The organism is Methanoculleus sp. UBA291, from assembly GCF_002499755.1.
In the GTDB taxonomy this organism is placed as follows: domain Archaea; phylum Halobacteriota; class Methanomicrobia; order Methanomicrobiales; family Methanoculleaceae; genus Methanoculleus; species Methanoculleus palmolei.
On the sequence record NZ_DANC01000024.1, the window covers coordinates 1 to 14357 of the forward strand.

Sequence of the window (14357 nt, forward strand, 5' to 3'; positions counted from 1 at the left end):
ATGTTAGGTGCAATGGTCCACTACCGACATATGGGAACCAACGGTGCCGTTCGGCCCTGGATTTAAGGGTCGCAAGCGGCACTCTTCACGTATCCGTCCCCCATTCCTCCCGCGAATTCCCCTCATTTGGCGGCAAAGGTTGCCATCTTCTTCATGTATTTAGGACGCGCCCGTCAACGTTATCTGGATCACACATGGCCAGATTACCTGAAACAGAAGCGAAGAAGTTCGCGGAAGAGTTCGAACGGGCAACCCCAAAAGAAGTCCTGCATTGGGCGGGAGAGAAGTTCAAGGGAAAGATCGCTCTTGCCTCCAGTTTCGGCCTCGAAGACGTCGTTCTGATCGATCTCATCGCGAAATCCGGTGCCGATATCCGGGTCTTCACGATCGATACCGGAAGGCTTCATCAGGAGACCTACACGCTCATGGAAAGAATCGAAGAGAAGTATTCGATCCCGGTCGAGATCTTCTTTCCGGACACAGCGGCAGTCGAGGCCATGGTCAACGAGAAGGGAATTAACCTCTTCTATTCCAGCAGCGAGGCCCGTGTGGAATGCTGCCACGTCAGGAAAGTCGAACCGCTCCGGCGTGCTCTTGCGCCGCTCGACGCGTGGGTCACCGGGCTCCGCCGCGAGCAGGCGCCGACCCGTTCGGGTATCGCCAAAGTTGAGATCGACCACGTCAACGGCGGGCTTGTCAAGGTAAATCCCCTTGCCGACTGGACCGGCGATCAGATACTCGCGTACATCAAACAGAACGATGTTCCGTACAACCCGCTCCTTGACCAGGGGTATGTCAGCATCGGCTGCGCCGCCTGCACGAGACCCATCCGGAAAGGCGAAAACCCGCGGAAGGGCCGCTGGTGGTGGGAAGACGATGCCAAGAAAGAGTGCGGCCTCCACCTGAACTTCAGTAAGTAGATCGGACGAGGTGCGATATTTCATGACAGCCTTACCTTACGGCGGCACGCTCGTCAACCGCGTCCTTTCAGACGCTGCCCGGCGAGAGATCCTCGCCGGGATCGACGGCAGAAAGACCATCGCTGTTGATACGCAGGGCGCGCTCGACGCCGAGAAGATTGCGATCGGAGCGTTCTCCCCCCTCACCGGTTTCATGGGCGAAGCGGACTACTCAGGCGTCCTCGCCCGGTCCCGGCTGAAGAACGGTCTTACGTGGACCATCCCGATCATTCTTGCCCCGCGAATCGCCGAAAACCCGGGACTCGGCGATATCCATGTCGGCGACAGTCCGGTGCTCCTGTATCACGGAGAGCCGATCGCGGTGCTCCACGTTGAGGAAAAGTTCCCCTTCGACAAGACGGAGTTCGCCCGCCGGGTCTACGGGACGACGGAGGATGCACATCCCGATGTAAAGATACTCCGGAATGCCGGGGATACGATCTTTTCCGGTCCAATCGATCTCATCAACCGGGTCTCCGGCGCCGACGAACTCACCCCTGAAGAGACACGAGAGGAGTTCGACCGGCGCGGGTGGGAGACCGTCGTCGCGTTCCAGACCCGGAACCCCCCGCACGTGGCTCACGAGTACATCCAGCGCTGCGCCCTCGAACAGGTCGACGGCCTCTTCATCCACCCGGTCGTCGGCGAACTCAAAAAGGACGACTTCCCCGCCGAGGCCGTCATCGAGAGTTACCAGTATCTCGTCGATCACTACTATCCGAAGTCCCGGGTCTTCCTCGCGCCGCTCGCGATCTCGATGCGCTACGCGGGGCCCAGGGCGGCGGTCTTCCTCGCGATCATCCGAAAAAATTACGGATGCACGCACTTCATCGTCGGCAGGGACATCGCCGGCGTCGGAAACTACTACGATCCCTACGGCGCCCACGCGCTCTTCCGGAACCTCGATCTCGGTATTGAAGCGATGCTCTTCCGGGAGTCGTATTACTGCCGCAAGTGCCGGAGCATGGTAACGGAGAAGACCTGCGGCCACCCGGAGTCGGATCACTCCCGTGTCAGCATGACCCAGATCCGAAAGATGATCGTCGCCGGAGAGCAGCCCCCCATTGAGGTGATGCGCCCCGAGCTCGCGGACCTTCTCGTCAAGTACAGGCCGTACCTTGAAGCGGGCTTAAAGTGAGGCCGGGGACGTTTCGCTTCGCCCTCCCCCTCCCGCGAGTTAAATGCTTCTTCGGCGGAGATTGAGGAGATTATTGCCGGGAAATGTCTCTATAAATGATCTCCGCCGAAATGATACACCATGCACGGTCCTATGAACGGCACCGCCTGCCCTGCTCGTCTCTCTGCCGGGCGGGGGTCCTTCCGGATCGTTTCAGTCGGGTCACCCCGGATCTTCCGGATGGACCATCCCTGCAATTCACACGAGGGAATAAATCCATGAAAATTACCATTAATGGAAATGAAGAAGAGATAGCGTCTGAGATGACAGTCCGCGATCTGCTCGCGGCGTGTAACGTAGAGTCTCCCGATATGGTCTCCGTCGAGCACAATGGGACCATCCTCAATCGGTCCGAATTTCCAACGGTCGTCGTCCGGGAAGGCGACGTCATTGAGTTCCTCTATTTCGTGGGAGGCGGCTCGCTTTCATGAGTCCGGGTTTCTCGACACGGGCGATTCATGGTGCCGGCCCGGGGACCGAACCCCGTCGCGCCCTCCAGTTTCCCATCTACGCAGGGGTGGCACATGACTTCGAGTCCGCCGAGGCGATGGGGGCGACGTTCTCCGGCAGGAAGGCCGCGTTTGCGTACTCGCGGATCGCGAATCCCACCGTCGATGCCTTTGAGAAGAAGATGGCGTTACTCGAGGACGGACTCGGATCGGTTGCGGTCTCCTCGGGCATGGCGGCAATCTCGACCACGCTCCTCACCCTGCTCGCGGCAGGGGATAACATCGTCTCCTCCTCATCGCTCTTCGGGGGGACGTTCTCTCTCTTCCGAAACGTCCTCTCCCCGCTCGGTATCGAGACCCGGTTCGTGCCGATCGACGATCCGGATGCAATAGAAGCGGCTATCGATGGACAGACACGGGCGATCTTCCTTGAGACGATCTCCAATCCCCGCACGGTCGTCCCCGATTTTGCGGAGGTCTCCCGGATCGCACGAGCTCACAGACTTGTCCTGATCGCCGACAGCACCGCGACGACGCCGTATCTCTTCTCCGCGAAGCGACACGGAGCAGACATCGCCCTTCATTCGACGACGAAGTACATCTCCGGGGGAGCGACGAGCATGGGCGGGGCTATCGTCGACCTCGGTACCTTCGACTGGTCGGCGGTACCGGCCCTCGAAGGGTATCACCGGTTCCGTGAGATGGCGTTCATCGCCCGGCTGAGGAAGGAGGTGTACCGCGATACCGGGAGCTGCATGTCCCCCTACGACGCCTATCTTCAGAGCCTCGGCCTCGAGACGCTCGCCCTGCGCATGGAGCGCGTCTGCGAAAACGCCCGGGCTATAGCGGAGTTCCTGGCCGGAGAGGATGCGGTGAGATCGGTCGACTATCCGGGCCTCCCCTCCTCGCCGTATCATGATCTGGCGAACCGGCAGTTTGACGGGAGGTACGGGGGGGTCCTCGCGTTCTCGCTCCCCGACAAGGCCTCCTGCTTCCGGTTCCTGAACCGGCTCCGGCTCATGCGGCGGTCGTCGAACCTCGGCGACAACAAGTCTCTTGCGCTGCATTCGTCGACGACGATCTACGTGGAATTCACCGCAGAGGAGCAGAAGGCCATGGGCGTGGACGATACGATCATCCGGCTCTCGGTCGGGATCGAGGACCCGGACGACATCATTGCCGATCTCCGGCAGGCATTGGCCGGAATCTAAATTACAGGTGGACCATGAGAGAAGACCAGATCGAACGCTACAGCAGGAATATCATCTTAACCGAGATCGGCGGTAAGGGACAGGAGCGACTTTTAGATTCAAAAGTCCTGATTGTCGGTGCGGGGGGCCTTGGTTCTCCCGCTGCCCTCTATCTGGCAGCGGCCGGCGTCGGGACGATCGGGATTGCCGACGGCGACAGGGTCGACCTGACCAATCTTCAGCGGCAGATCATTCACTTCACGGATGACGTCGGCACAGGGAAAGCGGACTCTGCAAAGGCAAAGATTGCCCGGCTCAACCCGGACGTTGAAGTGCGGGTTCATCCCGAGATGATACGGGCGAAGAATGCGAGGAAGATCATCTCGGGCTACGATTTTGTCATCGACGGTACAGACAACTTTGCGGCCAAATTCCTCATCAACGACGCCTGTGTCCTCCAGAAGATACCGTTCTCTCACGCCGGCATCCTGAGGTTCAACGGGCAGATGATGACGGTCCGGCCTTATTCGAGCGCCTGTTACCGGTGCGTCTTTACCGCCCCGCCTCCCGCAGGCGCGGTCCCAAGCTGCGCAGAGGCAGGCGTGCTCGGCGCGATGGCCGGGACCATTGGAACCCTGCAGGCCGTCGAGACGCTGAAATATCTCCTCGGCGTCGGAGATCTGCTGACCGACCGGCTCCTGATCTTCGATGCCCTGCCCATGAGTTTCCGCGAGGTGAAGGTTAAACGGGACCCGTCCTGCCCGGTCTGCGGCGAGCACCCGACCATCACGTCGCTCATCGATTACGAACAGAAGATCTGCGGGTTGAAACGATGATCCTGCCGGCCGAAATCGTGGAGGAGATGTATGCTCACGCGGAGAAAGAAGCCCCGATCGAGGCCTGCGGCTACCTAGCCAGCTTTGGGGAGCGCGTCGTGCGCCGCTATGCGATGAGAAACATCGATCGGAGCGAGGAGCATTTTGCGTTCGACCCGGAGGAGCAGTTCTCGGTCCTGAAGACGGTGCGGAACGAGGGTCTGAGCATCGTTGGGGTCTATCACAGCCATCCTGCCTCGCCTGCGAGGCCCTCCGCCGAGGATATCCGGCTCGCGTACGACCCGACGGTCGTGTATGTGATAGTCTCGCTGCATGGCGGCGCGAGGTCTATTGGAGGGTTTCGCATCCGACAGGGAGCGGTCGAGGAGGAGCAGCTGACAATTATGGGGGAGAACCTATGACGGACAAAGTTTTCGATATCGCGGCTTTCAAGAAAGTCGGGATGATCCAGCAGAAACAGAAGGAATACTTCGCACTGCGCCTCCACGCTGTGGCCGGTGATTTTACCGCCGAACAGATGCAGAAGATCGCGGAGGTCGCAGTGAAGTACGGGACGGGCCAGATCCACTGCTCTACACGGCAGGGGATCGAGATCCACAACGTGCATCATACAAACCTTGAGGCCGCAAGGGCCGAACTGGAGTCGGTCGGCGTAGCGATGGGGGCCTGCGGCCCGAGAATCCGGATCGTCACCGGCTGCCCGGGGGCCCGGACGTGCCGGTGGGGGATCATCGATACGAAGGAGGTTGCTGCCCGGCTCGACCGCACCTGGTTCCGGGAGGAGACGCCTCACAAGTTCAAGATGGCCGTCACCGGCTGCCCGCACAACTGTGCGAAGGCGACCGAGAACGACATCGGGGTCATGGGCGGGATCGTTCCCGGGTGGATGGCGTCCTCGTGCACCGACTGCGGCCTCTGTGTGAACATCTGCCCGACGCACGCGATAGAGAAGGCCGGCGACGAATACGTGGTCGATCTTTCTCTGTGCATCAACTGCAGCATCTGCACATCGAGCTGCCCGGCGGGCGCATGGGTGGTCGTCTCAAGAGGGTATATCCTCTGGATCGGCGGTACCATGGGAAAGGTTCCCCGGCTCGCAACCCGGCTCGGCGGGCTGATCGAGTCAAAGGAGCGTCTCTATGAACTCGTGGGCAACGCTATCGATTACTACCGCAGAATGGGGCGGAAGAAGGAGCGTTTCGGGCACATGATCGATCGAATCGGTCCGGATGTCGTAAGTGAGGCGATCCTGAATGGGAGATGAGGTAAAAAAACGGGTGGACCTTGCAGGCGTCGTCTGCCCCATGAACTTTGTGAAGACAAAGCTCGCCCTTGAGGACCTTGAACCGGGCGATCTGCTGGAGGTCATCCTCGACGAGGGTTCGGCCATGCTGAATGTCCCCCGGAGCGTGAAGGAAGAGGGGCACCGGATCGTGAAGGTCGAGCCTCTTGGCGAGTCGTTCCGGGTCGTTATCGAGAAGGGCGGAAGGTAAGCCGGTTTGGGAGGTCTCCCTCCCGGCATCCCCTGAATCTCACGCCGGGGACCCGGTGGGTATAACCGCCGCCCTCGCTTGAGCGGATCGACTTTTAGTGAAGATGTTTATCTTGCGGGGGTGAAGGGGGCGGAGCGGGAAGCCCCCACCCTTCGTCATGTTCCCGGAGAGATTAGCAAAAACCATATATTATTATAAGGTTCAATATTGTTTGTATGCTCCACGCCTACAAGTATCGGATGTACCCTACTCGGACACAGATTCCGCTCCTCATGAGACACATCCATGCCTGTCGGTTTGTGTACAACCATTCTCTGGAGCAGAAGATCCGGGCATACGAGCAGGAAGGGCGTAAACTCTCCTGTTTTGACATGAACAATCATCTTCCCGCCCTCAAAGAAGAACACCCGTGGCTCAAGGAGATCAACTCCCAATCGCTTCAGAGCGCGAACAAGAACCTCGACAACGCGTTCACCCGGTTCTTCCGGAAGAAAAAGGGATTTCCAAAGTTCAAGTCAAAGAAGAATCCGGTACAGTCCTTTCAGGTGCCTCAGCATTACGCGGTGGATTTCGGGCGGCGTCGGATCAAACTCCCGAAGATCGGCGAGATCAAGACCGTTTTCCACCGGATCTTCACCGGGAAGATGAAGTACGTCACGGTCTCTGTGACTTCAACCGGGAAATGGTTTGTCAGCATTCTCGTTGATGATGGAGCAGCAACACCGGAACCCGTACCGTTTACGCTGGATACCACCCTTGGGATCGATGTCGGGTTAACGGACTTTGCAACCCTCTCGACTGGAGAGAAGGTTGAGAACCCTCGGCACTTGAAGAACTCCCTCCAGCGCCTGGAAGTGTTGCAGCGACGCGTCTCACGAAAAGTGAAAGGATCAAAGAACCGACAGAAAGCGATTCAAAAATTAGCCCGATGTCATGAGAAGGTTGCAAACCAGAGGAACGATTTCCTGCACAAACTCTCTAATCGAGTCGTGAGTGAGAATCAAGCCATAGCAGTGGAATCGTTAAACGTTGCTGGAATGCAGAAAAACCATAAATTGGCACAGAGTATTGGCGATGTATCGTGGAGTGCATTCTTTGCGATGCTGGATTACAAGTGCCGGAAGTACGGGAAGACCCTCCTCTCGATCGGGCGGTTTGACCCCTCCTCAAAAATATGCAGTAAATGTGGGTATCTCAAGCGGGATCTAATTCTCTCTGAGAGAGAATGGATCTGTCCCGACTGCGGCACTCATCACGACTGCGATATCAACGCAGCGATCAATATCAAGAAGTTCGCCCTGCAAGAACAGAACCTTGTCGGGGTAGCAGGTGCGGAACGCGCCGTCGAGCCTGTGGACTTGCCTCAGTAGAGGGAGGATGAAACAGGAAGCCCCGCCCAAAAGGCGCGGGTAATTCACTTTATTATCTTCTACGCCAAATGGAGTAGAGCAAGTTTTCTGAGAAGAAAACTTGTAAAGTGTATTCACCCGAAGGACTTGAGCATACCCCCGTAGTGTAGTGGTCAATCATGCAGGACTTTGGATCCGGCGACACCAGTTCGAATCTGGTCGGGGGTATAAGGACACGGAGTTTAAATCCCTTGCTGCGGCGCAACAATTCTCCTGGCGCGCGTTGTCCCCTTTCGGCACTATAAACACGATTTTTTGGGGAGTATCCCTCGCACCGTTATCAGCGAGATTGCCTTGCAACTCCCGTGAGGTCCACATATTTCTTAAGGCATCATCGCCCAGTTATGGTAATAATGGAAAGCGCCTTATCTATCGAGTTCCAGTTGAGCCTCCTCCTCTTCCTTGCGCTTGCAGGCTACCTTCTGGCATCCAGGATCAACCAATCGGCGACGATCGGCGCTATTCTCGTGGGAGTTCTGGTAGGACCGAGTGCGCTCGGCTGGATCACTTACACGGACTTTGTCGCGAGTCTGGCCCACATGGGAGCGATCATCCTCCTTTTCGCCATCGGGTTCGAGTTCGACATCAAGGACATCCTCAAGTTGCGCAACGGCGTCATCGCCTTCTTCGGCGTGGTCGTCCCGTGGATAGGTGGCTATGCCACTTCCGTTCTCTTCGGGTTTGACTTTGCAACTGCGGTCTTCGTCGGCGCGGCACTGACCGCGACGAGTACCGCCATCACCGCAAACGTCCTCAAGGAGATCGGCATGCTCCAGACCGATGCCGCGAAGGCGATCATCGGTGCCGCCGTCATCGACGATGTCCTCTCCTTGCTCGCGCTCTCCGTCTCCATGGACCTGGTGAGCGGGGGAGTTTCGGTGGAGGCGCTCGCCATAACGGTCGTTCAGGCTCTGGGCTTTGTCGTCGTCGCCGGCGGCATCGGGGTCCTCGGCGTGCGGAGACTCATCCAGCGGATGGACACATCGGTTCTGGCCCGGAAATTTCCCGGTTTTGTCTTCGTCTTTGCCCTGATGCTGGCGTTCCTCTACGCGATGCTCGCCGACATGGTGGGCTTATCGGGGATCGTCGGTGCATTCCTTGCCGGGGTCGCCTTCAGCGGCGTCGAGATCCGCCAGAGCAGGAGCGTCACAGAGGGCGCCGAGTATTTCCAGATTGTTTTTGCCTCGATCTTCTTCATATCGCTGGGTATTCTCGTCGATCTTCAGGCGCTCACATCCGAGATCGCTCTCTTCACGGCGGCGCTGACCGTGGTTGCCCTTGTCACCAAGATCATCGGGTGCGGTCTACCGGCCCGGGTGATGGGGATGTGCCGGGAAGATTCCCTCATCGTCGGGTTCGGGATGGCGGCGCGGGGAGAGGTGACGATGATCGTCGCGTTGATCGGCCTGAATTCCGGTTTCATCGACCAGGGGATCTTCGTGGCGTGTGTCGTGATGAGTCTGCTGACCACCCTCATAACCCCGATCATCTATCGGAGCTGGTTCTTCAAGGGTGCATACTGTAGTACCACTGAGTGATGCAGGTAGCCCTGCATTCTTTTCTCAAAATCTCTTATTCTTCTCTTCCCGGCCGGAAAAAAAGGTGGGGACGCGCCCCTCTGCCTCACCAGGCTTCCGGGAACGCCATGTTGGTGTAGATGTCCTCGAGGCGCGCTTTGTGGCCCCGCTCCATCGAGGCGAGGCTCTCGAAGAGCTCGATCTGCTCCGGGTCCACGCTGAGGCCTGCCAGCTGGGTGTACATCTGCATCGCGTCGAGCTCCTTCCTGATCGCGATGACGAGACCGTCGAGCGGCTTTAAGTCGGCCGAGAGCGGAGGAGCCTCCAGGATGTCGGCGACTTTGTAGTCCCGCTTCGTGTTGAACCCGAGTTCCCCGGGCTCTTTTGCGAGAAAGCCCTCGAGGGTCTTTCTGTGTTTGCTCTCCTCCCCGGCAAGTTCGTTGAAGAGGTTTTTCAGGTTCTCATCCCTGACCTTCTCTCTGACCGTCCGGTAGAAGGTGTACGCTTCAATCTCCCTGTCGATGGCGTTTGATATGATAGAACGATACTCTTCGGCATCCATGGTTCATGCACCGGTGGAGAGTAGCATTTGAGGCATTTAAAGATTGTTCGGGCCGGGTACCCGCGCAAGCACAGGGGCGGTATGCACGTGAGAACCTGCGGAAAAAAGTATCGGGATTCAGACCTGGATGCCTGCCCGGGCAAGGGCATTCTTAATGGAGGTGAGCTCTTTTTTGATCTCTTTGAATTCGTCGTCAAGATATTTCCCGGTATCTTTCCGGAGCGCTGCAATCTCTTCTTTCGTCTCAATACCAACCTGAAGCATCTGGTCCTGTTTATCCAGCATCCGGTCCTGTTTATCCAGCATCTGATCCTGTTTCTTCAAACTCAGTTCAGAGTTCTCCAGCGTTTGATGCATGATTGTGCCGGCATAATCTATCCGCTCAAATATCTCCTCCTGGATATCCCCGCGGATGATCTCAAAACTCGTGTACTCCCCGGTAGCCTCCTGCCATTTGATGGTGAATGACTTGACCGCAATAGGGTAGCGAATGATATTGATCGCGTTTGCGAGGGCGCGAAGGTCCTCTTCGCTTCCCTCCGCGACGATCTCGACCTTTCCGGTGTCGAGATTCTTTACATATCCGGTGATATCCTTTTCAAACGTCTCTTTGTAGACATGTTCCCGAAATCCAACCCTTTGCACGCGCCCCGCTGCAATGGCAGAAAACCGTTTCATCAGAATGAACTTAAGAACGGTCGACTTAAATAGTTTCCTCCGACTGCCCGGTGGCGGATCATGGGAGGAGATCGTGTTGTCGCGTCGCGAGACCCCCAGGGCGGCCCCGCGAAAAAAAGTTGGTTAGATGAACCGAGGCTTTTTGGAGAGGAGCCTCGGGGTGTAGAGCGGGCGGAAGGGCTTTCCGGTGGTCTCCATCTTCACCGCCTGGATGAGTTCGTCTTCGCTCATCGACTCTTTGTAGGGCTTCTTATTCTCCGAGAGTCTCCGAACGGTGACCGTGAGCCGGCCGGTCTCGGCCTCCTGGTCTCCGATCACCGCAACGTAGGGCACCCAGTCCATCCCGGCTTCGCGGACCTTCTTGTTCACGCTCTCGTCCCGGTCGTCGACGTCCGCCCGGAGGCCGGCGGCGTTCAGGCGGGTGCCGATCTCTTCGGCAAAGCAGACATGCCTTCCCGCCACCGGCACCAGCCTGACCTGGGTCGGGGCGAGCCAGGTCGGGAACGAGGGGACCTCCTCTGTAGCGGTGTTTTCGAGCATCGCGCAGATCACCCGCTCAAGCGAGCCCGTCGGCGAACAGTGGAGGATCGGGGGGTGGACCTCGGCGCCCTCCGGGGTGTAATACTTGATGTCGAACCGGTCCGCACTCTCGACGTCGATCTGGACCGTCGGGTTCTCGATGGGTCTCCCCTGTGCGTCGATCGCCGCAAGATCGACCTTTGCTATCCAGTAGTGGCTCCGCTCCGAGAGGAGCTCAATGAGCATCGGCACACCCGACTTTGCAACAATCTCCTTTACCCAGAGTTCGTACTGGTCGAAGAAGTCCCGGGTGCATCGGAAGGCTCCCACGAGCGGGGTTTCAAGGTCCACACCGCTCTGCCAGCCAATTGCGAGCTGTTCCTCAAAGCTCGCGAGCGCGTCGTCCACGTCGCGGCAGAGGGTGTGCATATCGGGCATCGTGAAGGCGCGGAGGCGCTTCAACCCGATAACTTCGCCCTTCTGCTCGTGCCGGAACGAGTAGGTTGAGAGTTCATAGAGCTTCATCGGGAGGGTGTTCGGCGAGATATGCATGTCGTGCATGGTGCAGAACATCCCGAAGCACGCCGCGAACCGGAGCATCATGTCGCGATTGCCGCTCCTGAACCGATATTGCCGCTCCCCGAACTTGGCGGCGTGTTCCGAGATCGCCTTATCGCCGAGGTCGTACATCACCGGGGTCTCCACGGGCATTCCGCCGTAATCGAGCACCCGCGCAAGGATGTAGTCGCTGAGGAGGTCCCGGATCAACTTGCCCCGGGGCATCCAGCGGAGGTTCCCGACGTCCGAACGCGGCTCGTAATCCACGAGTTCCTTCCCGCGCATCAGGTCCACGTGAACCGGCTCGCCTCCCTCCTGCCCCGGATGGCCGAGTTCTTTCCTGATCAGGGAGGCAAAACGCGTGTCCTCTTTCAGGTAGTCGTCCACGTTTTTGCGTTCCCCTTCGGGCGTGAGGACAAAGAACTCGTGCTCGATCTCTTTCTTTTCGGCGGCCGCTCCTTCACCGGGTACGATCGTCCGGGAGAGTTCCGAGAGCGGGTGGCCCTTGCAGGAGATCGAGAAGGCCTTGTACCAACCGAACGGTGCGCGCTTCACAACAAAGCCGCCCTTCCTCGCGAGGGCGTCCTCGATACCCCGGAGAGCGCTCACCGCCGCTTCCGGCGATGCAAGGTCGGCGGAGAGGTGGGCATAGGGGTAGATCATGATATTGGTAGTGCCGAGCTGCCCGGCGGTGGCGACAATCTCGTCTACCGCCTGCCTGACGGCATCCTCGATGTTCTCCTCGTCGACGGACTCAACCGCGCAGAAGACGGTGAGGGCCTCATCGAGAGCGTCTTTTGGGACGACGTTCTCTTCGGCGACCTTCGTCTTCTTCCGGGTCTCGTATTCGATATGATCAGAGTGGATTAGAAGAAGTCGCATTGCTATCCCCAGTTGAACCGTTTAATATCTGTTTTCCTGCTATATAGTGCATAATGCTCTTCGGGTGAGATCATGGAGCATCCCGCCCGTTTCCTCCCCGCCGGATGGGGCGGCGGGGTGCGGCTTTGTCCGATTGTCGGCGACGTGAATCACGCGCGGCGCGCGTTCTCATGGTAGCGGGAGAGGGTCGCCTGCTGCTGGTCCATGTACTTCGCGTCCTTCTTCATGTTGTACGGGCGCGCGGCACGGTCCGTGCGGTAGAATACCAGTTGTCCGATCGGCATCCCCGCGTAAACCCGCACCGGCCGGGCGTTCACGTTGCACATCTCGAGGGTGATCGTTCCTCGAAACCCTGCATCAATCCAGCCGCCCGTCTGGTGGAGTTCAATCCCGAGGCGCGCGATGCTGCTCTTCCCTTCGATGCTCGCCACGACATCGTCGGGGAGCTCGATCGTCTCCAGGGTCTCGGCGAGGAGAAATTGCCCGGGGCGAAGGACGATTGAGTCGGCCACCGTCTGCTCGGTGTTCGAGCAGACGCTCTCTTTTTCATAGGGGTCGATCACGGAGTCTCCCGGAACATACCAGACGAAGTGGGAACCGAGTCTGATATCGAGGGAATTGGGCTGGATCAGGCCGGGGTCGTAGGGATTCACCTTGATATACCCATGCCTGATGCGGTCTTCGATCTGCCAGTCGACAAGAATCATTCTTCTAGATCTCTCCCGCAAACTATTCTTTGTTTTCGAGATGCCACTCCGTCCGGCGCATCAGCCCGTGAAGCGTGCTCACCTCGCGGGTGGTCAGTTTCGTCCGGCCGAGCACCCGGTGAATGAGGATCATTGTGTTCTCCCGCTTGAAGTCCGGGTGATCGATCCGGTCGAGGAACGCATCGAGGTGCCGGTAGAGCGACTCCATCTCGGTGGGTCCCGCGAGGGGGTAGGTCCCACGGGGCAGGTTTGCAAGTTCGTAGCAGAGGATGCCCACTGCGTGAGAGAGGTTGAGGATCGGGTAGACCTCCGAGGTCGGGATGGTGCAGATGAGGTTTGCCCGTTTCAGTTCCTCGTTTGAAAGCCCCCAATTCTCCCGCCCGAAGAGGATCGCGACCGTTCCGTCTATGTCGGCGACGGTCTCCCTGACTTCCGTCGGGGTGTAGTAGGGCAGCCGCATCGGGGTGCAGACCGATTTGCTGACCTCGCCGGTCGTCGCGACCACGAAGTCGAACTCCCGGTAGACCTCGTCGACCGTCATCCAGCGGGCGTTGTCGAGGACGTCGCGGGCATGAGAAGCGCGCATGACCGCGTCGTCGCCGAGCGGACAGGGGTTGACCAGCACCAGCCGGGTGAATCCGAAGTTCTTCATAACCCGGGCGGTAAACCCGATATTCCCGTCGTAGAGGGGCTCGACCAGGACGATTGAGACTTCAGGCATATCTCACTGTATCGCTCGAACCGTCGCCCGGAGCACATCGATCCCTTCCTCGTAGACTGCATTTCCAATGACGATCGTGTCGGCGATGCGGCCCATCTCCGCCGCCTGCTCCGCCGAACGGATCCCGCCGCCGTAGTAGAGGGTAGCGTTCTCAACCGCATCGGCTGCCGCCTGCACAATTTTTGGGTCTCCGTAAGTCCCGCTGTACTCGATGTAGACGATCGGGAACCGGAAGTACCGATCCGCCACCTCCGCGAATGCGGCCACATCCTCCCCCGAGAGACTGCAGTCCGCCCCCGTCACCCGCCCGACGGCGGAGTTCGGGTTGAGGACGATGTAGGCCTCGGGCACCACCATCTCCCAGTCGATGCCGCTCGCGTGACGGAGCCAGGCGTGGTGTTTCCCGACGATCCAGCGGACGTCGTTTGCGTTCATCACGCTCGGCACAAAGAGGTGGTCGATCGCCCCGTTGAAGATGGCGCAGTCGGGGCTTGCCGGTTCCACCACAAGCGGCAGCCCGTAGGAGGAGACCTGGTCCAGGAGTTCGCAGAGGTTCTCCTGCGTCACGTTCAGGGTGCCCGAGAGCATCAGGGCATCGGTCCCGCTCGTTGCGATCTCCTCGATGACGTTCCGCGGGAGGTGTTTGTCGGGGTCCAGTTTCGTCACATGTGCCCAGGTCTTCCAGTTCGCGTGCATGGTG

At 58.8% G+C, this 14357-nt stretch carries 16 protein-coding genes and 1 tRNA gene; 11 read left to right on the forward strand and 6 right to left on the reverse strand.

The features are described 5' to 3' along the window. Positions 1–194 precede the first annotated feature (194 nt). The 11 genes from BP737_RS05850 to BP737_RS05900 all read left to right on the forward strand — a co-directional run bounded on the left by BP737_RS05850 (position 195) and on the right by BP737_RS05900 (position 9051). Positions 195–920: a phosphoadenylyl-sulfate reductase gene (locus BP737_RS05850; protein ID WP_292406181.1), complete on the forward strand. Its 726-nt coding sequence runs from the start codon at positions 195–197 to the stop codon at positions 918–920. Positions 921–942: 22 nt separating this feature from the next. Continuing rightward, positions 943–2097: a sulfate adenylyltransferase gene (gene sat / locus BP737_RS05855; protein WP_292406183.1), complete on the forward strand. Its 1155-nt coding sequence runs from the start codon at positions 943–945 to the stop codon at positions 2095–2097. A gap of 257 nt (positions 2098–2354) precedes the next feature. Then, positions 2355–2567, forward strand: coding sequence for a sulfur carrier protein ThiS (thiS, locus tag BP737_RS05860; protein WP_292406185.1), 213 nt, complete (start codon positions 2355–2357; stop codon positions 2565–2567). Continuing rightward, the gene (locus tag BP737_RS05865) at positions 2564–3796 is read left to right on the forward strand and encodes an O-acetylhomoserine aminocarboxypropyltransferase/cysteine synthase family protein (RefSeq protein WP_292406187.1); all 1233 of its coding nucleotides are present in this window, start codon (positions 2564–2566) and stop codon (positions 3794–3796) included. The genes thiS and BP737_RS05865 overlap by 4 nt, the downstream gene beginning before the upstream one ends. Before the next feature lie 14 nt (positions 3797–3810). Continuing rightward, the gene (locus BP737_RS05870; protein ID WP_292406190.1) at positions 3811–4611 is read left to right on the forward strand and encodes a HesA/MoeB/ThiF family protein; all 801 of its coding nucleotides are present in this window, start codon (positions 3811–3813) and stop codon (positions 4609–4611) included. Next, positions 4608–5012: a M67 family metallopeptidase gene (locus BP737_RS05875; RefSeq protein WP_292406193.1), complete on the forward strand. Its 405-nt coding sequence runs from the start codon at positions 4608–4610 to the stop codon at positions 5010–5012. The genes BP737_RS05870 and BP737_RS05875 overlap by 4 nt, the downstream gene beginning before the upstream one ends. Beyond that, a complete protein-coding gene (locus BP737_RS05880; RefSeq protein ID WP_292406196.1) occupies positions 5009–5875 on the forward strand; it encodes a 4Fe-4S binding protein in 867 nt (288 codons plus the stop codon). Before BP737_RS05875 ends, BP737_RS05880 begins: the two co-directional genes overlap by 4 nt. Further along, positions 5865–6104: a sulfurtransferase TusA family protein gene (locus BP737_RS05885; RefSeq protein ID WP_292406198.1), complete on the forward strand. Its 240-nt coding sequence runs from the start codon at positions 5865–5867 to the stop codon at positions 6102–6104. The genes BP737_RS05880 and BP737_RS05885 overlap by 11 nt, the downstream gene beginning before the upstream one ends. Before the next feature lie 215 nt (positions 6105–6319). After that, the gene (gene tnpB / locus BP737_RS05890) at positions 6320–7474 is read left to right on the forward strand and encodes an IS200/IS605 family element RNA-guided endonuclease TnpB (RefSeq protein ID WP_292406199.1); all 1155 of its coding nucleotides are present in this window, start codon (positions 6320–6322) and stop codon (positions 7472–7474) included. Positions 7475–7608: 134 nt separating this feature from the next. Then, positions 7609–7681, forward strand: a tRNA-Gln gene (locus tag BP737_RS05895). A 185-nt stretch (positions 7682–7866) separates the two neighbouring features. Further along, on the forward strand, positions 7867–9051 hold the full coding sequence (locus tag BP737_RS05900) for a cation:proton antiporter (RefSeq protein WP_292406202.1): 1185 nt from the start codon (positions 7867–7869) through the stop codon (positions 9049–9051). Positions 9052–9136: 85 nt separating this feature from the next. On the opposite strand, the gene BP737_RS05905 is transcribed toward BP737_RS05900, so the two are convergent. From BP737_RS05905 to BP737_RS05930, 6 genes are all read right to left on the reverse strand, one after another. Further along, complete coding sequence (locus tag BP737_RS05905) at positions 9137–9592, reverse strand: ferritin-like domain-containing protein (RefSeq protein WP_292406205.1); 456 nt, start codon at positions 9590–9592, stop codon at positions 9137–9139. Between the two features lie 117 nt (positions 9593–9709). After that, positions 9710–10270 carry an acylphosphatase gene (locus BP737_RS05910; RefSeq protein ID WP_292406208.1) on the reverse strand — a complete coding sequence of 187 codons (561 nt, stop codon included), beginning with the start codon at positions 10268–10270 and terminating at the stop codon, positions 9710–9712. A gap of 123 nt (positions 10271–10393) precedes the next feature. Continuing rightward, positions 10394–12229 (reverse strand): threonine--tRNA ligase, encoded by a 1836-nt coding sequence (locus BP737_RS05915; RefSeq protein WP_292406211.1) that lies wholly within the window; start codon positions 12227–12229, stop codon positions 10394–10396. A gap of 149 nt (positions 12230–12378) precedes the next feature. Continuing rightward, positions 12379–12936, reverse strand: coding sequence for a dCTP deaminase (gene dcd / locus BP737_RS05920; protein WP_292406213.1), 558 nt, complete (start codon positions 12934–12936; stop codon positions 12379–12381). A gap of 22 nt (positions 12937–12958) precedes the next feature. Beyond that, on the reverse strand, positions 12959–13657 hold the full coding sequence (locus BP737_RS05925) for an RNA methyltransferase (RefSeq protein ID WP_292406216.1): 699 nt from the start codon (positions 13655–13657) through the stop codon (positions 12959–12961). A gap of 3 nt (positions 13658–13660) precedes the next feature. Beyond that, the gene (locus BP737_RS05930) at positions 13661–14353 is read right to left on the reverse strand and encodes a phosphoglycerol geranylgeranyltransferase (RefSeq protein WP_292406219.1); all 693 of its coding nucleotides are present in this window, start codon (positions 14351–14353) and stop codon (positions 13661–13663) included. Positions 14354–14357 lie beyond the last annotated feature (4 nt).

Coding starts and splice junctions, on each gene's coding strand:
- BP737_RS05850 (WP_292406181.1), top strand. CDS start 195: ATGGCCAGATTACCTGAAACAGAAGCGAAGAAGTTCGCGGAAGAGTTC.
- BP737_RS05905 (WP_292406205.1), bottom strand. CDS start 9,592: ATGGATGCCGAAGAGTATCGTTCTATCATATCAAACGCCATCGACAGG.
- BP737_RS05900 (WP_292406202.1), top strand. CDS start 7,867: ATGGAAAGCGCCTTATCTATCGAGTTCCAGTTGAGCCTCCTCCTCTTC.
- BP737_RS05880 (WP_292406196.1), top strand. CDS start 5,009: ATGACGGACAAAGTTTTCGATATCGCGGCTTTCAAGAAAGTCGGGATG.
- sat (WP_292406183.1), top strand. CDS start 943: ATGACAGCCTTACCTTACGGCGGCACGCTCGTCAACCGCGTCCTTTCA.
- BP737_RS05910 (WP_292406208.1), bottom strand. CDS start 10,270: ATGAAACGGTTTTCTGCCATTGCAGCGGGGCGCGTGCAAAGGGTTGGA.
- BP737_RS05925 (WP_292406216.1), bottom strand. CDS start 13,657: ATGCCTGAAGTCTCAATCGTCCTGGTCGAGCCCCTCTACGACGGGAAT.
- BP737_RS05930 (WP_292406219.1), bottom strand. CDS start 14,353: ATGCACGCGAACTGGAAGACCTGGGCACATGTGACGAAACTGGACCCC.
- dcd (WP_292406213.1), bottom strand. CDS start 12,936: ATGATTCTTGTCGACTGGCAGATCGAAGACCGCATCAGGCATGGGTAT.
- BP737_RS05875 (WP_292406193.1), top strand. CDS start 4,608: ATGATCCTGCCGGCCGAAATCGTGGAGGAGATGTATGCTCACGCGGAG.
- thiS (WP_292406185.1), top strand. CDS start 2,355: ATGAAAATTACCATTAATGGAAATGAAGAAGAGATAGCGTCTGAGATG.
- tnpB (WP_292406199.1), top strand. CDS start 6,320: ATGCTCCACGCCTACAAGTATCGGATGTACCCTACTCGGACACAGATT.
- BP737_RS05865 (WP_292406187.1), top strand. CDS start 2,564: ATGAGTCCGGGTTTCTCGACACGGGCGATTCATGGTGCCGGCCCGGGG.
- BP737_RS05870 (WP_292406190.1), top strand. CDS start 3,811: ATGAGAGAAGACCAGATCGAACGCTACAGCAGGAATATCATCTTAACC.
- BP737_RS05885 (WP_292406198.1), top strand. CDS start 5,865: ATGGGAGATGAGGTAAAAAAACGGGTGGACCTTGCAGGCGTCGTCTGC.
- BP737_RS05915 (WP_292406211.1), bottom strand. CDS start 12,229: ATGCGACTTCTTCTAATCCACTCTGATCATATCGAATACGAGACCCGG.